Origin of the sequence: Pseudomonas sp. R19M (assembly GCF_050312585.1) — a bacterium.
In the GTDB taxonomy this organism is placed as follows: Bacteria; Pseudomonadota; Gammaproteobacteria; order Pseudomonadales; family Pseudomonadaceae; genus Aquipseudomonas; species Aquipseudomonas palleroniana.
Genome location: NZ_JBNPJV010000021.1, coordinates 1 through 17,771, shown reverse-complemented (window position 1 = coordinate 17,771; position 17,771 = coordinate 1). Strand labels below are relative to the sequence as shown.

General features: G+C 59.2%; 19 protein-coding genes. 8 read left to right on the top strand and 11 right to left on the bottom strand.

Features of this window, described 5'->3' with window-relative positions:
• Window positions 1–85: 85 nt before the first annotated feature.
• Together ACQRBT_RS03240 and ACQRBT_RS03235 are read right to left on the bottom strand one after the other, a co-directional pair.
• Complete coding sequence (locus ACQRBT_RS03240; RefSeq protein ID WP_104995678.1) at window positions 86–1,198, bottom strand: TIGR00730 family Rossman fold protein; 1,113 nt, start codon at window positions 1,196–1,198, stop codon at window positions 86–88.
• Between the two features lie 298 nt (window positions 1,199–1,496).
• Entirely contained in the window at window positions 1,497–1,937 is a 441-nt protein-coding gene (locus ACQRBT_RS03235; RefSeq protein WP_090366453.1) for a PA3611 family quorum-sensing-regulated virulence factor, read from the bottom strand.
• 178 nt (window positions 1,938–2,115) lie between these two features.
• Between ACQRBT_RS03235 and ACQRBT_RS03230 the strand changes: the two genes are divergently transcribed.
• The 3 genes from ACQRBT_RS03230 (at window position 2,116) to ACQRBT_RS03220 (ending at window position 4,012) form a co-directional block, all read left to right on the top strand.
• The gene (locus tag ACQRBT_RS03230) at window positions 2,116–2,865 is read left to right on the top strand and encodes a tRNA-uridine aminocarboxypropyltransferase (RefSeq protein ID WP_244697736.1); all 750 of its coding nucleotides are present in this window, start codon (window positions 2,116–2,118) and stop codon (window positions 2,863–2,865) included.
• Between the two features lie 58 nt (window positions 2,866–2,923).
• Window positions 2,924–3,574, top strand: a complete 651-nt coding sequence (gene erdR / locus ACQRBT_RS03225; RefSeq protein ID WP_060753984.1) for a response regulator transcription factor ErdR — start codon at window positions 2,924–2,926, stop codon at window positions 3,572–3,574.
• Between the two features lie 69 nt (window positions 3,575–3,643).
• A complete protein-coding gene (locus tag ACQRBT_RS03220) occupies window positions 3,644–4,012 on the top strand; it encodes a diacylglycerol kinase (RefSeq protein ID WP_174554045.1) in 369 nt (122 codons plus the stop codon).
• Window positions 4,013–4,015: 3 nt separating this feature from the next.
• Here ACQRBT_RS03220 and ACQRBT_RS03215 read toward each other — a convergent pair whose 3' ends face one another.
• Complete coding sequence (locus ACQRBT_RS03215; RefSeq protein WP_060753986.1) at window positions 4,016–4,942, bottom strand: LysR family transcriptional regulator; 927 nt, start codon at window positions 4,940–4,942, stop codon at window positions 4,016–4,018.
• 125 nt (window positions 4,943–5,067) lie between these two features.
• Here ACQRBT_RS03215 and fpr point away from each other — a divergent pair, with 125 nt between their 5' ends.
• The gene (gene fpr / locus ACQRBT_RS03210) at window positions 5,068–5,847 is read left to right on the top strand and encodes a ferredoxin-NADP reductase (RefSeq protein ID WP_017529767.1); all 780 of its coding nucleotides are present in this window, start codon (window positions 5,068–5,070) and stop codon (window positions 5,845–5,847) included.
• 54 nt (window positions 5,848–5,901) lie between these two features.
• Here the strand turns inward: fpr and tsaA are convergent, their stop codons facing one another.
• The 7 genes from tsaA to ACQRBT_RS03175 all read right to left on the bottom strand — a co-directional run bounded on the left by tsaA (window position 5,902) and on the right by ACQRBT_RS03175 (window position 10,677).
• On the bottom strand, window positions 5,902–6,597 hold the full coding sequence (tsaA, locus tag ACQRBT_RS03205) for a tRNA (N6-threonylcarbamoyladenosine(37)-N6)-methyltransferase TrmO (RefSeq protein WP_412046680.1): 696 nt from the start codon (window positions 6,595–6,597) through the stop codon (window positions 5,902–5,904).
• A gap of 3 nt (window positions 6,598–6,600) precedes the next feature.
• Window positions 6,601–7,062: a DUF1456 family protein gene (locus ACQRBT_RS03200; RefSeq protein WP_060753988.1), complete on the bottom strand. Its 462-nt coding sequence runs from the start codon at window positions 7,060–7,062 to the stop codon at window positions 6,601–6,603.
• Window positions 7,063–7,133: 71 nt separating this feature from the next.
• A complete protein-coding gene (locus tag ACQRBT_RS03195) occupies window positions 7,134–7,844 on the bottom strand; it encodes an rRNA pseudouridine synthase (RefSeq protein ID WP_060753989.1) in 711 nt (236 codons plus the stop codon).
• A 71-nt stretch (window positions 7,845–7,915) separates the two neighbouring features.
• Window positions 7,916–8,389 carry a GNAT family N-acetyltransferase gene (locus ACQRBT_RS03190; RefSeq protein WP_060753990.1) on the bottom strand — a complete coding sequence of 158 codons (474 nt, stop codon included), beginning with the start codon at window positions 8,387–8,389 and terminating at the stop codon, window positions 7,916–7,918.
• Window positions 8,390–8,499: 110 nt separating this feature from the next.
• Window positions 8,500–9,840, bottom strand: a complete 1,341-nt coding sequence (gene rimO, locus ACQRBT_RS03185) for a 30S ribosomal protein S12 methylthiotransferase RimO (RefSeq protein WP_060753991.1) — start codon at window positions 9,838–9,840, stop codon at window positions 8,500–8,502.
• A gap of 181 nt (window positions 9,841–10,021) precedes the next feature.
• The gene (locus tag ACQRBT_RS03180) at window positions 10,022–10,357 is read right to left on the bottom strand and encodes an addiction module antidote protein (RefSeq protein ID WP_090366443.1); all 336 of its coding nucleotides are present in this window, start codon (window positions 10,355–10,357) and stop codon (window positions 10,022–10,024) included.
• Window positions 10,354–10,677, bottom strand: a complete 324-nt coding sequence (locus ACQRBT_RS03175) for a type II toxin-antitoxin system RelE/ParE family toxin (protein WP_244697743.1) — start codon at window positions 10,675–10,677, stop codon at window positions 10,354–10,356. The genes ACQRBT_RS03180 and ACQRBT_RS03175 overlap by 4 nt, the downstream gene beginning before the upstream one ends.
• Window positions 10,678–11,092: 415 nt before the next feature.
• Between ACQRBT_RS03175 and ACQRBT_RS03170 the strand changes: the two genes are divergently transcribed.
• The 3 genes from ACQRBT_RS03170 (at window position 11,093) to ACQRBT_RS03160 (ending at window position 14,892) form a co-directional block, all read left to right on the top strand.
• A complete protein-coding gene (locus ACQRBT_RS03170; RefSeq protein WP_060753992.1) occupies window positions 11,093–12,994 on the top strand; it encodes a potassium transporter Kup in 1,902 nt (633 codons plus the stop codon).
• Between the two features lie 225 nt (window positions 12,995–13,219).
• Window positions 13,220–14,326: an NADH:flavin oxidoreductase/NADH oxidase gene (locus ACQRBT_RS03165; protein ID WP_060753993.1), complete on the top strand. Its 1,107-nt coding sequence runs from the start codon at window positions 13,220–13,222 to the stop codon at window positions 14,324–14,326.
• A gap of 380 nt (window positions 14,327–14,706) precedes the next feature.
• Window positions 14,707–14,892, top strand: a complete 186-nt coding sequence (locus ACQRBT_RS03160; RefSeq protein WP_060753994.1) for a hypothetical protein — start codon at window positions 14,707–14,709, stop codon at window positions 14,890–14,892.
• Between the two features lie 60 nt (window positions 14,893–14,952).
• On the opposite strand, the gene ACQRBT_RS03155 is transcribed toward ACQRBT_RS03160, so the two are convergent.
• On the bottom strand, window positions 14,953–16,578 hold the full coding sequence (locus ACQRBT_RS03155; RefSeq protein WP_060753995.1) for a glucan biosynthesis protein D: 1,626 nt from the start codon (window positions 16,576–16,578) through the stop codon (window positions 14,953–14,955).
• A gap of 325 nt (window positions 16,579–16,903) precedes the next feature.
• Here ACQRBT_RS03155 and ACQRBT_RS03150 point away from each other — a divergent pair, with 325 nt between their 5' ends.
• Entirely contained in the window at window positions 16,904–17,611 is a 708-nt protein-coding gene (locus ACQRBT_RS03150) for a tellurite resistance TerB family protein (RefSeq protein ID WP_412046679.1), read from the top strand.
• Window positions 17,612–17,771 lie beyond the last annotated feature (160 nt).

Below are 17,771 nucleotides of genomic sequence, written 5' to 3'. Positions count from 1 at the left end.
CTGCAGGGCTGCACAGTAGTTGCTATACCAAGAACACCAAAAAGGCCCACTATGAAAATAGTGGGCCTTTTTTTTTGCTCAAAAATCAAGCCGTCTCCGGCTCCACCCGCTGTTGGGTCTTACCCTGGGCCTGTGCCCAGTTCTCCGGCAAGTTGATGTAGTCCACCAACTCCCGCAGCCGGCCTTGATCCCGTCCATTGAAGTTGAACACCAGCCGTGTCAAATGGCTGAACCTCGGCTCGTCGTGGTCTTCGCCCGTGTAGGCAAGCTGCTGGAACTCACCACTCAGTCGCAGGCTGGCAAACTCGCTCTGCAAATGGGCCAGTGCACGATCACTCAGCGGATGATTCATGCGCACCACAAACTCGCGTTTCAGCCAGCGCGTGGAGTGGAAGTTAGCATAGAACCGGTTGATCTCTTCCACTGCTTCTTCGGCGCTGTACACCAGGCGCACCAATTTAAGGTCGGTGGGCAGGATGTAGCGATTGGCTTCCAGCTGGCTGCGGATAAAGTCCAGGGCGCCTTGCCAGAACCCGCCCCCCGGTGCATCCAGCAGCACCACCGGTACCAGTGGGCTCTTGCCGGTCTGGATCAGCGTCAATACTTCCAGCGCTTCGTCCAAGGTGCCGAAGCCTCCCGGACAGAGCACCAGCGCGTCCGCTTCCTTGACGAAGAACAGCTTGCGGGTGAAGAAGAAGTGGAATGACAACAGGTTCTCGGTGCCATCGATGGTGGGGTTGGCGTGCTGTTCAAACGGCAGGGTGATATTGAAGCCGAGGCTGTGTTCCAGGCCTGCGCCTTCGTGCGCTGCCGCCATGATGCCGCCGCCGCCGCCGGTGATCACCATCAAGTCTGACTGTGCCAGCATCGCGCCGACTTCCCGCGCCAAGGCATACAGCGGGCTTTCGACGGGAGTGCGGGCCGAGCCGAACACGGTTACCTTGCGCCGGTCCTTGAATTGTTCCAGTACACGGAAGGCGTTATCCAGCTCACGGATCGCCTGCAGGGTGATTTTGGCGTTCCAGCGGTTACGATCGTCTTGAGCCATGCGCAAAACAGTGAGAATCATGTCGCGATAAAGGGGGATATTCGGGCTGTTGGCGGCTATCAGCTGGAGCTGCGCGTCGACCTGCTGTGTGAGGTCAGTCCCGTGTTCTTCAAAATGGCGAAGCAGGCGATCATTCGATTCGTAAGGCATTCAACTTCTCCTTTTCTTGCAGGGCCTGGGTAGTCGACGAACGCATCGTCGGTGGCCACGACACTGCATGTGTCATGGCGTGCCGCAGTAAGGCAGGCCTCTTTTGCCCTGAAAATGTTACAGAACAGCAGGTGAAACGGCTGTGAGCGACAATAAGGGGATGGCTTGATCATGTGCCGAAAAACCCTTGGCTGGCAACCGCTTATTGGTCATTCAGCATGAAGTTTAGCGGGGGCGGGAACGCAAGCTGGGGCAAGAGCGCACCGCTGGACAGCAGCGCGCGGGGAACGAGCAAAGGTTACTTTTTCTTCTTGGCCGCAGCCGGTGCCGGGCAATCGGATTCTACGAACTTGACCGACGCCACTGGGCGATTGGTCTTGTTCTCGGTGATTTCATAACGCATCACCGCACCCTTGGCCATCAGTTCGCGGTAGCCCTGGTTCAGGCATACGCTTTGCCCCAACTGGAAATAGACGGCTTTCGGATTATCACGCATTTGCTGCGCTCGATCAGGCTGCACGCTCAGGTGGTCGATCAGTTGCATGCCTTCAACGGTGTAGGCCACTTCCAGGGTTTTTTCATCGATTTCCCGGGGCAGGTCCTTGTTGCTCTCGGCCGCGACGCTTTGCAGCTTCCTGTTCATTTGGGCCTCCAGCAGCGAGGCCGCATGGGCGCCTGCGGGTATGACCAACGCAAGGGCGACGGATGGGGCGACAAGACGCAGCATGGAACGCAGCATGAAACTCTCCTGATTCGGTTACTGGTGCATAGACCAGCCACTGCGCTGTGCGTTCAGTGGCGCGCAATTATAGGTGACCCCTTGCCACTACAGCCAGGCGTATCGCTGGTAAACTGCTGCCACTTAAGCCTTCATCGAGTTCTCCTGTGTCGATTTATCCCTCCTTGCGGCGTATTCCATGAGCCACGCCGTCTCCCGCCTGCGTTCCGAGCGTCTGGCACGTGCTGTCAGGCCATTCCTCAATCGGGGTTCGCGTGCTGAGCGATGCCCAGGTTGCCGGGTTATTCCCCAGTATTGCCTATGCGCCTGGCGACCCCAGGTGCAGGCCCGGTCGGCGATGTGCCTGCTGATGCACGATGTGGAGCCAATGAAACCGAGTAACACTGGCTGGTTGATTGCCGATGTGATCGCTGACACCACTGCGTTCGCCTGGTCACGCACCGAAGTCGATCCCCAATTGCTCACGTTGCTGGCTGATCCGCAATGGCAACCGTATATCGTGTTTCCCGGCGAGTTCGTCGCGCCTGAACGGGTTGTCAGCGAAGTGAGGGTGGAGGAGGGCAAGCGTCCACTCTTTATCTTGCTGGATGGCACTTGGAGTGAGGCGCGTAAGATGTTTCGCAAAAGTCCGTACCTGGAGCACTTGCCGGTGCTGAGCCTTGCACCGGAACAGCTGTCGCGGTACAAGCTGCGTCGCTCCAAGCGCGATGATCATTTCTGTACCGCAGAAGTCGCGGCGCTGTGCCTGGAGTTGGCTGCCGATCAGGCGGCGAGCGAAGTGCTGGATGCTTACCTCGATGTATTCAGCACTCATTACCTGGCTGCCAAGTTCCAGATGCCCCTGGACCTGGGGGATAGCGTCCATAGGCGCCTGACGCCCTACATTGCGACGGTATCACCAGACGACGTTTGCATGATGGCACCGTAGCCGAATCCCCCGCTAAAATGCCTCCTCGGGCACCCCAAAAAACAGGATCATTTAATCAATGGCCACATACGAAATCCTGATAGCCGATGACCATCCGCTGTTTCGCAGTGCACTGCATCAGGCCGTAACCCTGGGCCTTGGCCCCGATGTCCGGTTGGTCGAGGTGGCCAGCATCGCCGAACTGGAGGTCCGCCTCACCGAAAAATCCGATTGGGACCTGGTGCTGCTCGACCTGAACATGCCCGGTGCCTATGGTTTTTCGGGTTTGGTATTGCTGCGTGGGCAATACCCGCAGATCCCGGTGGTCATGGTGTCCGCCCAGGAAGAGGCCGACGTGGTGGTGCGTTCCAAGGAGTTTGGTGCCAGCGGTTTCATTCCCAAGTCCAGTGCCATGGAGGATATCCAGAACGCCGTGCGCAAGGTGCTTGATGGCGATGTGTCCTGGCCGCCGCAGGCATTCGAAGAGGTCAACGTATCCGACGAAGCCAAAGCCGCCCGTGACGGTTTGGCCAGCCTGACCCCCCAGCAGTTCCGGGTGCTGACCATGGTGTGCGAAGGCTTGTTGAACAAGCAGATTGCGTACGAGTTGAGTGTGTCGGAAGCGACCATCAAGGCTCATGTCACCGCGATCTTTCGCAAGTTGGGCGTGCGTACGCGCACCCAGGCCGCGTTACTCTTGCAACAACTTGAGTCAATTTCACAGCATTAAGCTGCAACGCATTCACGCTTTTTTGACTTTGCGTGATCTAGTTTCCCCACTTCTTTGGTTCAGTTGCCTATCTCTATGTCGCCTTTCAAGGGTCAAACCGGTATCAAACGTATCTTCAACGCAGGGGGCTATTCCCTGGATGGCCTGCGTGCAGCTTTCACCGGCGAGGCGGCGTTTCGCCAACTGGTGTTGCTGAACGTCATCCTGATTCCGTTGAGCTTTTTCCTGCATGTCAGCCGGGTTGAACGCGCCTTGCTGATCGCCGTGTGCCTGCTGGCGTTGATCGTCGAATTGCTCAACTCGGCGGTAGAGGCCGCCATTGACCGCATTTCCCTGGACCGTCACCCCTTGTCGAAAAACGCCAAGGACATGGGCAGCGCCGCGCAACTGGTGGCGCTGACCATGATTACCCTGGTATGGGCCGTGATCCTGATCTGAGGATCAGGCAATGTTCGGCAGTACGATTTCGTCGCTGCGCTGAACGCCGGCGGTGAAAGCGCGGCATAGTTCCAAGAACTCGCGCATGGCGGAGGTCTGGTATTTCTGTTTATGCCAGATGAAGTAGAACTGCCGGGCCAGGTCCAGGTCCGGGGTTTCAACCGGCACCAGGCTGCCACGGCGGAATGCATCCCTCAGCGCAAGCCGGGAGATGCAGCCGATGCCCAGCCCGGACTCCACCGCGCGCTTGATCGCCTCGGTATGTTCCAGTTCCAGGCGGATATTCAGCGCGCTGCGGTGATGGCGCATGGCTTGGTCAAACGTCAGGCGCGTGCCCGAACCTTGTTCACGCAAGATCCACGCCTCATGGGTCAATTCTTCCATGCTCGCCACGCCGCGCTTGGCCAGGGGATGTTGCGGTGCGCAGAACACCACCAGCTCATCTTCTACCCAGGTTTGCACCTCGATGTCCGGGTGGCTGCAGTCGCCTTCGATTAGACCCAGGTCAATTTCGTAGTGCGCCACCTGGTGCACGATATGTGCAGTGTTCTGCACATGCAGCTTCACCTGGCTCTCCGGGTGCTGTTGCATGAAACTGCCGATCAGCAGCGTGGCCAGGTAGTTGCCGATGGTCAGGGTGGCGCCGACCGCCAGCGAGCCGAAGCCGGACTTGCCGTTGAGCAGGTCTTCGATCTCTTTGGCCTGGTCTAGAAGCGCGACGGCCTGGGGCAACAGTTGATGCCCGAGGGCGTTGAGACTCAGGCGCTTGCCGGCGCGGTCGAACAGTTGGCAACTGGATTGACGCTCCAGCTCGGTGATCGAGGTGCTGGCGGCGGATTGAGATAAGGCCAGAAGGCCAGCAGCGCGCGAGACGCTTTCCTGCTGGGCGACGGCGACGAAAACTTGCAGTTGACGGAGAGTAAATCGCATATCGATATAACCGATAACCCTTATCTTAATAATCCAGTTAACAGATATTGTCGCCGCCATTAGAATACGCTGCAATTGCGCACCTATATTTCTGGCGCAGACCCATTTCCAGGAGTCCCCCGTACATGAGCAACATGAACCACGAGCGTGTCCTCAGTGTTCATCACTGGAACGACACTCTGTTCAGCTTCAAGTGCACCCGCGATCCGGGCCTGCGCTTCGAGAACGGTCAGTTCGTGATGATCGGCCTGCAACAGCCCAACGGCCGCCCGCTCATGCGTGCTTACTCCATCGCCAGCCCTAACTGGGAAGAGCATCTGGAATTCTTCAGCATCAAGGTGCCCGATGGCCCGCTGACTTCCCAATTGCAGCACTTGAAGGAAGGCGACGAGATCATCATCAGCAAAAAACCGACAGGCACCCTGGTGCTCGACGATTTGAAGCCGGGCAAACACCTGTACCTGCTCAGCACCGGTACTGGCCTGGCTCCGTTCATGAGCGTGATCCAGGACCCGGAAACCTACGAGCGTTTCGAAAAGGTGATCCTGTGCCACGGCGTGCGTTACGTCAACGAAGTCGCCTACCGCGAATTCATCACCGAGCACCTGCCGCAGAACGAGTTCTTCGGTGAGGCGCTGCGTGACAAGTTGATCTACTACCCGACCGTGACCCGCGAGCCGTTCGAAAACGAAGGCCGCCTGACCGACCTGATGCGCAGCGGCAAGCTGTTCCGCGATATCGGCCTGCCGCCGATCAACCCTGAAGATGACCGCGCCATGTTGTGCGGTAGCCCAAGCATGTTGGACGAAACCAGCGAAGTGCTGAACAGCTTCGGCCTGAAGGTTTCGCCACGCATGCGTGAGCCGGGCGATTATCTGATTGAGCGTGCGTTCGTCGAGAAGTAAGCGCTGTCAAAATGTGGGAGGGGGGCAAGCCCCCTCCCATATCGGGTTTGCGGTTTATCCAGCGGTAAGCACTTCCAGCACGCAAATCACTCCGGCCTCGGGATAGTGCCAACGCACATCCACATCCCAGAACTGCGCACCATACTCACGCTCAGGCCCAGGCGTCTGATAGGCCGGCCGCGGGTCCTGTGCCAGGCATTGCTCGATCAATTCCACCAACGGCTCATCCAGCCTGTGCGCATGGCCTTGTGCCTGATGCAGGGCGGTCTTCAGCCATTGCACCGGGATTAGCAGCGGCGCTCTGCTGGCGATGCTGTTGGTGGCGCTGCCGATAATGTCGGCGTAGGGCACATAGGGCTTGATATCCAGTACTGGCGTGCCATCGAGCAGGTCAATTCCGGAAATCCACAGCCGACCCGGTTCCACCTTGTCCAGCTTCACCACCGATTGGCCGATGCCGTTCGGTCGGTGAGTCGCGCGGGTCGCAAACACGCCCATGGACGTATTGCCCCCCAGGCGCGGTGGGCGCACTTTCAGGCGTGGCTTGTCTTCCAGGGCCTGATGAAACAGGAACAGCAGCCACACATGGCTGACCTGTTCCAGGCCCTGCACCGCCTCACCGCCGTCAAACGGCGCCACCAGTTCCAGCACGCCACGCGCGGCAGGCGCCAGTTGTGGCTGGCGCGGGATGGCGAATTTCTCCTTGAAGCAGGAGCGCACAAAGCCGATGGGGGAGACGTTGTAACCCATGGTTCAGGGGCGAACGCGCATGGTCAGGCCCTTGAGGAAGTTACGCAGCAACTGATCGCCGCACGGGCGATAGTTGGTGTGGCCGAACTTGCGGAACAGTGCGCTCAGTTCCGGTTTGGACACTGGGAACTCGGCGGCCTTGAGGATCGCGTGCATGTCGTCTTCCTTCAGTTCGAAGGCCACACGCAGTTTCTTGAGGATGATGTTGTTGGTCACCGGGGTTTCGATCGGTTGCGGCGGACGACTTTCGTCCTTGCCGCGCTTGAAGATCACCAGGCCATCGAGGAAGTGAGCCATGACTTCGTCCGGGCAGAACACAAAGCCTTCTTCCTCATCCTTCTTGAGGTAGGTCAGCAAATCGTCCTTGGTCACGTCCATGCCGCCGAGCTTGATGATTTCGACCATCTTGTTGTCGCTGATGTCGAGCATGTAGCGCACGCTGCGCAGTACGTCGTTGTGAATCATGGTAGGCAATCCTGGTATTCAACTGAGGACACCGCCGCCATGGGGCGATGTCGATAAAAAGGAGCGGTGGCTTAGAACTTCTCTTTGGCGGACAGGTAGCGCCATTGGCCCACCGGCACTTTGCCGATGGACACGCCGCCGATGCGGATGCGCCGGATGGCGATGACTTTCAAGCCGACCGCTTCGCAGAACAAGGCAATCACGCCCGGTTGCGGGTTTTTCATCGCAAAACGCAGGCGGTTTTCGTTCTGCCAGCTGGCTTTGACCGCCGGCAGTTCCTTGCCTTTGTAAGTCAGGCCGTGGTTCAGGCGGTTCAGGCCATGGGCAACCATGTCGCCTTCGACCTCCACCACATATTCCTGCTCGATCTTGGCGGCGTCGGCGGTCAACTTGCGCAGAATTTTCCAGTCCTGGGTAAACACCAGCAGGCCGCTGGCGTTGGCTTGCAGATCGGCGCTGGCGGTCAGGCGCAGGAAGTGTCCCTTGAGCGGGCGCTTGCCGAAACGGTGTTCGTCCGACAAGGTTTCGGCGCTGATCGAGGCCATGGCGGTCTCGGCATCCACGCCGGCAGGCGCGTGCAGCAGGAGGGTCACCGGCTCTGGCGCGGTGGCCTTGGCCTCGGGGTCGAGCTCGACTTTTTGGGTGGTGACCTTGAACTGCGGTTCGTCGATCACTTCACCGTCCACCGAGACCCAGCCGCCTTCGATAAACAGCTCAGCCTCCCGACGGGAGCAGCCAACCAGTTCGATCAGACGTTTGGAGAGGCGTATGGGGTCAGTCATGACAAGGGCCGTAACAAAAGGGGGCAGCTATTGTACCTGTGTGGGCGCGGTTAATCCCGGCTCCATTTCATTTAGCCGGGTTGGGCTCGTTGCTGAACCTGGCGCAAACGCATGTGCAGCAGAGGATACGGCTGGCCCAGGCCATCCTGCTCTGCGCGTCCGATCACCTCGAACCCTTGTTTGAAGTAGAAGCCCAGGGCCTGCGGGTTCTGTTCGTTGACGTCCAATTCATCGGCATTCAGGTGTTCGATCGCGTATCGCAACAGTTGGCGGCCCAGGCCCTGGCCACGGTGCTGGGGGGCGATAAACAACATCTCGACCTTGCCGCCCGCTACCCCGGCAAACCCGGTGATGCGTTGGTTCCGGTCTTTGGTGCAGATCAGCATGACCGAGTCCAGGTAACGCGTCAGCACCAGTTCCTTAAGCAATACGATGTAACTGTCCGGCAGGAAATCGTGGGTCGCCCGCACCGAGTCTTCCCAGAGCTGCGCCAGGTGCGTGTAGTCGCTGCTTTTGGGTGTATGGATAACTGAATGCTGACGCATGCCCGCTGCCCCTTGCCGATGATCGGCGACGATGGGCAAACGATAGACCTAAAAAAGCCCCGCATCTTGTCCAGAGGCAGGGCTTTTTTAAAATATTTCAAAGGCGCTGATCAGTCGCGCTTTTCAGCCCACAAATCGTATTCGTCGGCATCGGTCACGGTGCACCAGACCTTGTCGCCTGGCTTCAAGCCGCTGGCATCGTCGATGAACACGTTACCGTCGATCTCCGGCGCATCGAAGAAGCAGCGGCCCACCGCGCCTTGCTCGTCGACTTCGTCGATCAGCACTTCGATTTCCTTGCCGATGCGCAGTTGCAGGCGCGCCGAGCTGATGGCCTGCTGGTGCGCCATGAAACGCTCCCAACGGTCCTGCTTGACGTCATCCGGCACCACGGCCAGGTCCAGCAGGTTGGCCGGGGCACCTTCGACCGGCGAGTACTGGAAGCATCCGACGCGGTCCAGCTGCGCCTCAGTCAACCAGTCCAGCAGGTACTGGAAGTCCTCTTCGGTTTCGCCAGGGAAGCCGACGATGAAGGTGGAGCGGATGATCAATTCCGGGCAGATCTCGCGCCAGTTCTTGATGCGCGCCAGGGTCTTGTCTTCGAAGGCCGGACGTTTCATGGCCTTGAGCACTTTCGGGCTGGCGTGCTGGAACGGGATGTCCAGGTACGGCAGGATCTTGCCGGCGGCCATCAACGGGATCAGTTCGTCGACGTGCGGGTACGGGTAAACGTAGTGCAGGCGCACCCACACGCCCAGGCTGCTGAGGGCTTCGCACAGTTCGGTCATGCGGGTTTTCACCGGTGCGCCGTTCCAGAAACCGGTGCGGTACTTCACGTCGACACCGTAGGCGCTGGTGTCCTGGGAGATGACCAGCAGCTCTTTCACGCCGGATTTGACCAGGCGCTGGGCTTCGTCGAGGACGTCACCCACCGGGCGGCTGACCAGCTTGCCGCGCATCGAGGGGATGATGCAGAAGCTGCAGCTATGGTTGCAGCCCTCGGAAATCTTCAGGTACGCATAGTGGCGCGGGGTCAGCTTGATGCCTTGCGGCGGCACCAGGTCGATCAGCGGGTTGTGGTCCTGCTTGGGCGGCACCACTTCGTGCACGGCATTGACCACCTGCTCGTACTGCTGCGGGCCGGTCACGGCCAACACGCTTGGGTGCACGTTGCGGATGTTGCCTTCTTCCACGCCCATGCAGCCGGTCACGATGACCTTGCCGTTTTCCTTGATGGCTTCGCCGATCACTTCCAGGGATTCGGCCTTGGCCGAGTCGATGAAACCGCAGGTGTTGACCACCACTACGTCGGCGTCCTGATAAGTGGACACCACGTCATAGCCTTCCATGCGCAGTTGCGTCAGGATGCGCTCGGAGTCTACGAGCGCCTTCGGGCAACCCAGGGAAACAAAGCCGACCTTGGGATTGGCCGTCGCGGGAGTGGTGGACATGTCTAACCTCGGTATTGAATGACGCCGCCAGTCGGGCACGACAAGGCGGTAGACGGGCGCTTGGCGCGCCTCTGATCAAAAAGTGCGCAATTCTAGCGACGGGCAACGCACTTGACCAGCTTTATACAGGGAAATACGACGAGTGCTGTATTGGGGAATCCGTACAGCCCTTAGCATGCTCTTAAGCCCGGGCGTCATGCTCTGCGCGGTGTGAAACAACTTTAGACATGCCCACACCTAAAGCTTGAAGCACCTTCAAGAGCGTGGAGAGCTTTGGGTCGCCACCGATAGCGATGGATCTATAGAGATTGGCTCTATTGAGCCCCGTATTCTGCGACAAGCTGAGCATCCCACCACGAGCCTCCGCCACTCGACGAATTGCGACAAGGAAGGCGTCCTCACCCCCGGCCTCATCGATTTCCTCAAGTGCTACAGATAGATACTCGAGAGCAAAGGCTTCGTCGTTTCGGAGCATTTCGAGAACGCTGTCTTCATGAGAGCGAGTACGAATGGTCATTTTTGCTGCACCTTGTAAGATTTCCAGAGAGCCTTGGCCTGATCGATATCGTTTTGCTGTCTGGTCTTGGAACCACCGCCCAACAGAAAAACAATCTTCCGATCCTCAATTGCGTAATACACACGAAACCCTGGTCCGAAATCGAGCTTCATCTCAAAAACTCCATCACCCACGGGCTCGGTAATGCCAAAGTGGCCAAGGGACGCTCGGTCCACTCTGGTGGTGATTCTCGCTTTTGAACGCGTGTCTTGCACGGTGTCTAGCCAAGCTTGATAGATATCCACGCCATTGGCTGACAGTACGTGTTTCACTTCGTACATGAGGAATGTACCTTAAAAGAGACAGGTCGATGATTGAATTTTTTGTATCGACGGCGCGTGCCATGCGGGATCACGATTTATTGATCAGGTACGTTGGTCAAAAAGTTTTCGCTTAGACCACTGAGGCAGCACTACTGAGCCGGGCCGAAAATATACGGCTGGCCGTTAAGGTGATCAATGCAGGCAAAAAGGCTTCAAACTGCAGTGACGTCTATGTAAAGACCGCATAAAAAGACACTCGAATCACTTGAGCAGGGAAATACGACGAGTGCTGCGCTATGCTTCGCGCCGTTGCGCACGGGTAAAACCCCGAGGTCAATAAAACGTCTGTTACGAGAAGTAAATCAGCGCATGCTAGGGTCAGCTCAGATGCGCTGGTTATATAAGACCTCAGGTCAAAGGGCAGGAGTGGTTGATGGGTCAGGCAAGTAGTCAGGCAGCAGGTGCCGAGCATTCCAACGCAAAGCCGATTGGCATGCTGGTGGCGGCGGTCGGGGTGGTTTACGGCGATATCGGTACCAGCCCGCTCTATACCCTTAAAGAAGTGTTCACAGGTGGTTACGGGGTTCAGGTCAACCATGACGGGGTCTTCGGCATTCTCGCGCTGATCTTCTGGTCACTGATCTGGGTGGTGTCGATCAAATATGTACTGTTCATTCTGCGTGCCGATAACCAGGGCGAGGGCGGCATCATGGCCCTGACGGCGCTGGCGCGGCGGGCGGCGTCGCCGTACCCCAAACTGCGTTCGGTGCTGGTGATCCTCGGCTTGATCGGCGCTGCGCTGTTCTACGGCGACAGCATGATCACCCCGGCGATCTCGGTATTGTCGGCGGTCGAGGGTCTGGAGCTGGCCTTTGACGGTCTCGAACGCTGGGTGGTGCCGCTGTCGCTGGTGGTGCTGGTCGGGCTGTTCCTGATCCAGAAGCACGGCACCGACCGCATCGGCAAGCTCTTCGGGCCGGTGATGGTGGTGTGGTTCCTGGTGTTGGCCGGGCTTGGCATCCACGGCATTTTGCAACACCCGGAAGTGCTCAATGCACTGAACCCGGCGTGGGGCGTGCGTTTCTTCTTGTCCCATCCCGGCATGGGCGTGGCGATTCTCGGCGCCGTGGTACTGGCGCTGACCGGTGCCGAAGCCCTGTATGCCGACATGGGCCACTTCGGGCGCAAGCCGATCGCCCGTGCCTGGTTTGCCCTGGTACTGCCGGCGCTGGTGCTCAACTACTTCGGCCAAGGTGCTTTGCTGCTGGAAAACCCCGAGGCGGCGCGTAACCCGTTCTACCTGCTGGCACCGGACTGGGCATTGATCCCGCTGGTCGCGCTGTCGACGCTGGCCACGGTGATTGCGTCCCAGGCCGTGATTTCCGGGGCGTTTTCCCTGACCCGCCAGGCGATCCAGCTGGGTTACATCCCGCGCATGCACATCCAGCACACCTCCAGCGCCGAGCAAGGCCAGATCTACATCGGCGCGGTGAACTGGTCGCTGATGGTCGGCGTGATCCTGCTGGTGCTGGGTTTTGAATCCTCCAACGCCTTGGCTTCGGCTTACGGGGTGGCGGTGACGGGCACGATGCTGATCACCAGCATCCTGGTATCGGCGGTGATGCTGTTGCTGTGGAAATGGCCACCGGTGCTGGCGATTCCGGTCCTGATCGGTTTCCTGCTGGTGGACGGCCTGTTCTTCGCCGCCAACGTACCCAAGATCGTCCAGGGCGGCGCCTTCCCGGTGTTGGCGGGGATTGTGCTGTTTATCCTGATGACCACCTGGAAGCGCGGCAAGGAACTGCTGATGGACCGCCTTGAGGAAGGCGGGCTGCCGCTGCCGATTTTTATCAGCAGCATCCGCGTGCAGCCGCCGCATCGCGTGCAGGGCACGGCTGTGTTCCTTACCGCGCGGCCTGACGCCGTGCCCCATGCGCTGTTGCACAACCTGTTGCATAACCAGGTGCTGCATGAGCAGGTGGTGATGCTGACGGTGGTCTACGAAGATATCCCGCGCGTGCCCGCTTCACGGCGCTTCGAAGTGGACGCCTACGGGGAAGGGTTCTTCCGGGTGATCCTGCATTTCGGCTTTACCGATGAGCCGGATGTGCCCGAAGCCTTGAAACTGTGCCATCTGGACGACCTGGATTTCAGCCCGATGCGCACCACCTACTTCCTCAGCCGCGAGACGGTGATCGCCTCGCGTATCAAGGGCATGGCGCGGTGGCGCGAAAGCTTGTTTGCCTTCATGCTGAAGAATGCCAACGGCAACCTGCGCTTCTTCAAGCTGCCGGTAAACCGGGTGATCGAGCTGGGCACCCAGGTCGAGATGTAAGTTTTTGCAGCACGGGAGCCGGCAATCGGCTCCCGCTTTGTTTCTGAACCCTGTGCAATCCATCGTTGTCGACTAGGCTCTAAGCACTGTTATGCAGGAGCGCGCTTGCCCACGAAAAACGTCAACGTTAACGCGTTTATCCTGGATGAGCGCGGCGCCCGTGAGGCTTTCGCGAGCAAGCGCGCTCCTGCAAAAAGTGCCCAAAAAGTCCAGAAGAGGTGCGCCATGAGTCAGCTGCTCGAACCTTACACACTGCGCCAATTGACCCTGCTCAATCGTATTGCGGTGTCGCCGATGTGCCAGTATTCCAGCGAAAACGGCCTGGCCAATGACTGGCACCTGGTGCACCTCGGCAGCCGTGCCGTGGGGGGCGCCGGCCTGATATTTACCGAAGCCACCGCCGTCACTGCCGATGGCCGCATCACTGCCCAGGACCTGGGCCTGTGGAACGACGAACAGATCGAACCCCTGCAGCGCATTACGCGGTTTATTGCGGCCCAGGGGGCAGTGGCCGGTATTCAGCTGGCCCATGCCGGGCGCAAGGCAAGCACCCATCGGCCGTGGATCGGCAAACACGGCAGTGTCACGCCGCAAGAAGGCGGCTGGGTGCCGGTGGGGCCGTCGCCGATCGCCTTTGATCCCAACCATACCCAACCCAAGCCGCTGGACGAGGGGCAGATCCAGCAGGTGATTGCCGATTTTGTCGCTGCCGCCAAGCGCGCCTTGACCGCCGGGTTCGAAGTGGTGGAAATCCACGCCGCCCACGGCTACCTGCTGCACCAATTCCTGTCGCCCCTGAGCAATCAGCGTCAGGACCGCTATGGCGGTTCCTTTGAAAACCGCATCCGGCTGGTGCTGGAGGTGACCGAGGCCGTCCGCGCCGTGTGGCCCCAGGAGTTGCCGTTGTTTGTGCGGGTGTCGGCCACCGACTGGGTGGAAGATGGCTGGAACCCCGATGAAACCGTGGAGCTGGCGCGCCGCCTCAAAGACCTCGGCGTGGACTTGATCGACGTGTCTTCCGGCGGCACCGCCGCCAATGCCGAGATTCCCACCGGCCCGGGCTACCAGACCCGTTTTGCCGAGCGAGTGCGCAAAGAGTCCGGTATTGCCACCGGCACAGTCGGCATGATCACGGAGCCGGCCCAGGCCGAACACATCCTGCGTACCTGCCAGGCGGACATCATTTTCCTCGCTCGTGAACTGCTGCGTGACCCTTATTGGCCGTTGCATGCCGACGATGATCTGGGCGGGCGCAAAGCCATCTGGCCGGCGCAGTACCAACGGGCGACGCATCGCGACCAGCCGATACACGAGTCGGATCTCAGAGACTGATCACCTGCACACGCAGCCAAAACCCACCCTGGCACGGTGGGTTTTTTCTTGCCTGCGTTTAACTGGCATGTCGATCCTGGAGCGCTGAAAAGGGACTTCTCAATGTAGGTCGAAGGCGTATTAAAAGGTCCGCGCAGGCTTATGAACGCCCGCTGTATCGTCCTCTTCGTGAGAATGCCCTGTAGGTGTTTGTTACCGAAGAAAAATTTTAAGTGAATACTCTAAAAAAATCCCACGCATGGCGAGATAGTTTCTACGCTTAGGGTAAGCCCGATTTCTGGCCCAGCGAATCAGGCTGTGAGTCCTTGAAGACATTGCGTTTCACGGCAGGCGGGTAATGGGCATGAGGAATATTTGATCGATTTCAGGAGAAGCAGTCCATGGCCAAGTCCTATGGTGTAGCGGGTGTGGTGGTGTCTTTTCTGACCCGCAGGGTGTTCTTGCGTAGCCGAAGGTTGAGTTCGGATGAGGCCGAATTACTGGCGCAGTACCGCGCCTTGACCGAGAGCGATCAAGTGGCGATGCGGTATCTGATCGGGGCGATGAAGAGTGTTTCGCGGTTCTGAACCACCCGCTTGATAATGTGGGAGGCGCGATGCCCCTCCCACATTATGGCAACCGGTGCGTCAGGTGTACTTGCGCTGTTCCGGTGCCGGCGGGAAGTATTGATACAGCCAGGTTTCACTCAGGGTACGGTCCTGCGTGCGGATAAACAGCCGCAATTCCACGGGCTCGACGCTGTCGCTGGTGGGGTACCAATCGAACAGAATGCGATAGCCCTTGATGTTGTCGAGCACCAGCACGCTGAAATCCTTCACCTGGCCATGGGAGCAGGTCACCACCGGCTCAATCCCGGTGCCGGCCGGCAGGCGGTCCAGGCCGCCGCCCTTGAAGTCCACGGCAAACCGGCGCGCCCACACTTCAGGGTAGTGCTCGCCCGGTGCCCAACCTTCGGTAAAGCCTCCCATGCCTGAGCGTGTGGCGTCGACCTGCGCCAACGGTGTGCTGACCGGCGGCAATGCGCTCCAGTAAAGCTTGTAGCCATAGTTGAGCGAATCGCCGGCGGCCACGGGCTTTTTTGGGGTCCAGAAGGCCACGATGTTGTCCAGGGTTTCGCCGGTGGTGGGGATTTCCAACAGGTCAATGGAGCCTTCACCCCAAGCGGTCGTCGGTTCGACCCACAGGCTTGGACGCTTGCTGTACCAGTCGACGGTGTCCTGGTAACTGGCAAACTCATGGTCGGTCTGGACCAGGCCGAAACCTTTCGGATCGGTATCGGCAAAGGCGTTGAACTGCAGTTTGGCCGGGTTGTTCAGCGGGCGGCAGATCCACTCACCGTTGCCGCGCCACATCGCCAGGCGGTCCGAGTCGTGGATTTGCGGGTGAATGGTGTCGCACATACGACGCTCGTGAGTACCGCAACTGAACATGCTGGTCATCGGTGCGATGCCCAGCTGTTCGATGGCGGTGCGCGCATTGATATGCGCATCGATGGCCATCACCACTTGGTTGGCCTGGCAGTCGATATCAAAGCGGTAAGCCCCGGTGGCGCTCGGCGAGTCGAGCAGGGCGTAGACCACAAAGCGCGTGGCGTCCTTGTCCGGCGTTTCAAACCAGAACTGCGTGAAGTCAGGGAATTCCTCGCGTTTTTTCGCGTAGGTATCTATCGCCAGGCCGCGTGCGGAAAGGCCGTATTGGCCAGTGGAGTCCACGGCTCTGAAGTAGCTGGCGCCGAGAAACGACAGCACGTCATGCCGATCCAGTTCCGGCGCCTTGAACAGCTTGAACCCGGAGAAACCCAGGTCGCCGGTCAACTGCTGGGTGTCCACGGTGGTTTTGGCATAGTTGAACAGCGAAGGGCGGAAATGCACCTCGCGCGCCTCACGGGTCTTGGGGTCGACGCTGTGCATGCGCACGGGCGTCTTGAAACCCATGCCGACGTGGAAGAACTGCACGTCCAGTTGGCCGTTCAATTCCTTCCACAGCGAATGGTTGCCGTCGTAGCCGATGGCGTTGAAATTCTGCGGTGTCATGTTCGCCAGGGTCGGCGGCAGCACCTGCTTGGTGTCCTTGTATGCGGTCCCGGCGAGTTGTTTGGCCTGGGCCTTCAGCGACTCAAAATCGAAGGCCACGGCCTTGCCATCGGCGGCGCGGTTGCCGGCCCAAGCCTGTGCGGCCAACAGGCCGCTGGCCGACAAACCGGTGTAAGCCGCAATGGCCATGGATGCTTTGAGCAAATTCCTGCGGTGCATAGAGACAACCTGTCGTGAGCAAATCCCGCGCCGGCCTTGGCGCGTGCTGGATTAAAAATAACGGTTCGGACATGCCTTCGGCCAAACGCTACGGACAATAAACAGACGCTGGATAGCTTAAGCGGTTCGATGAGCCAGGAAAATTGATTGATGGCGGCATGATGGCTTTGCATGTGAAACAAAGCATTTCCGCCGCCCCGCTGTCGTTATCTCTGGCTGTACATCGGCGTTACATCTGGAAGCACTCTAGATCGGGGTTTTTTGGCACTTAGTTTTACGCTGGGGGCCTATTGGTCCTACGAACCCAAGTGTCTGGAGGTTGCGAATGAATACCCGTGGATTACTCGATCAGTTGCTCAAGTCTGGCCAGGATATGTTGCAGAACAAAGCTGGTGGCCAACGTAAACAGGACGATAAAAGTGCCCTGGGCGGCTTGCTTGGCGGGGGTGGCCTGGGCAGCCTGCTCGGCGGTGCGGGCGGCGGCGCCCTGGCGGCGGGAGCCATGGGCCTGTTGCTGGGCAACAAAAAAGCTCGCAAGTTCGGTGGCAAGGCCTTGACCTACGGCGGGTTGGCGGCACTCGGCGTGATTGCCTACAAGGCCTACGGCAACTGGCAGGCGCAACAGGCCGGTGCAGCACAAGGCGAACCGCAAACCATCGACCGCCTGCCGCCGGCCCAGGTCGAGCAGCACAGCCAGGGCATCCTCAAGGCACTCGTGGCGGCCGCCAAGGCCGACGGGCATGTCGATGAGCGCGAGCGGGCGCTGATCGAAGGGGAGTTCACCAAGCTGGACAACGACCTCGAGCTACAACGCTGGCTGCACGCCGAGCTCAACAAACCGCTCGATCCGACCGACGTCGCCCGCGCTGCCGCCACGCCGGAAATGGCCGCCGAGATGTACATCGCCAGCGTGATGCTGGTCGACGAAGAAAACTTCATGGAAAAAGCCTACCTCGACGAACTGGCCCGCCAGCTCAAACTTGAACCCGGCCTGAAAGCTGAGCTGGAAAAGCAAGTGCGGTTGAACGCATAACCCCAGGTAGCACGCAAAACCCATGTGGGAGGGGGCTTGCCCTAATGCTAGTCAGTTAAGAAAACCTGCCGCGACCAAACTCTGTAGTGAGCGGGCTTGCCCCGCGCTGGGGGGCGCAGCCGCCCCAAACCCTGGCACCTCGGTCCTCCTGAAATACCGC

Bases quoted from the DNA above. Each gene is read 5' to 3' on its own strand.
- ACQRBT_RS03160 (WP_060753994.1), top strand. From the start codon at position 14,707: ATGGCCAAGTCCTATGGTGTAGCGGGTGTGGTGGTGTCTTTTCTGACC.
- rimO (WP_060753991.1), bottom strand. From the start codon at position 9,840: ATGTCCACCACTCCCGCGACGGCCAATCCCAAGGTCGGCTTTGTTTCC.
- ACQRBT_RS03195 (WP_060753989.1), bottom strand. From the start codon at position 7,844: ATGACTGACCCCATACGCCTCTCCAAACGTCTGATCGAACTGGTTGGC.
- ACQRBT_RS03175 (WP_244697743.1), bottom strand. From the start codon at position 10,677: ATGTACGAAGTGAAACACGTACTGTCAGCCAATGGCGTGGATATCTAT.
- ACQRBT_RS03240 (WP_104995678.1), bottom strand. From the start codon at position 1,198: ATGCCTTACGAATCGAATGATCGCCTGCTTCGCCATTTTGAAGAACAC.
- erdR (WP_060753984.1), top strand. From the start codon at position 2,924: ATGGCCACATACGAAATCCTGATAGCCGATGACCATCCGCTGTTTCGC.
- ACQRBT_RS03230 (WP_244697736.1), top strand. From the start codon at position 2,116: ATGAGCCACGCCGTCTCCCGCCTGCGTTCCGAGCGTCTGGCACGTGCT.
- ACQRBT_RS03170 (WP_060753992.1), top strand. From the start codon at position 11,093: ATGGGTCAGGCAAGTAGTCAGGCAGCAGGTGCCGAGCATTCCAACGCA.
- ACQRBT_RS03200 (WP_060753988.1), bottom strand. From the start codon at position 7,062: ATGATTCACAACGACGTACTGCGCAGCGTGCGCTACATGCTCGACATC.
- ACQRBT_RS03190 (WP_060753990.1), bottom strand. From the start codon at position 8,389: ATGCGTCAGCATTCAGTTATCCATACACCCAAAAGCAGCGACTACACG.
- ACQRBT_RS03165 (WP_060753993.1), top strand. From the start codon at position 13,220: ATGAGTCAGCTGCTCGAACCTTACACACTGCGCCAATTGACCCTGCTC.
- tsaA (WP_412046680.1), bottom strand. From the start codon at position 6,597: ATGGGTTACAACGTCTCCCCCATCGGCTTTGTGCGCTCCTGCTTCAAG.
- ACQRBT_RS03180 (WP_090366443.1), bottom strand. From the start codon at position 10,357: ATGACCATTCGTACTCGCTCTCATGAAGACAGCGTTCTCGAAATGCTC.
- ACQRBT_RS03150 (WP_412046679.1), top strand. From the start codon at position 16,904: ATGAATACCCGTGGATTACTCGATCAGTTGCTCAAGTCTGGCCAGGAT.
- ACQRBT_RS03235 (WP_090366453.1), bottom strand. From the start codon at position 1,937: ATGCTGCGTTCCATGCTGCGTCTTGTCGCCCCATCCGTCGCCCTTGCG.
- ACQRBT_RS03155 (WP_060753995.1), bottom strand. From the start codon at position 16,578: ATGCACCGCAGGAATTTGCTCAAAGCATCCATGGCCATTGCGGCTTAC.
- ACQRBT_RS03215 (WP_060753986.1), bottom strand. From the start codon at position 4,942: ATGCGATTTACTCTCCGTCAACTGCAAGTTTTCGTCGCCGTCGCCCAG.
- fpr (WP_017529767.1), top strand. From the start codon at position 5,068: ATGAGCAACATGAACCACGAGCGTGTCCTCAGTGTTCATCACTGGAAC.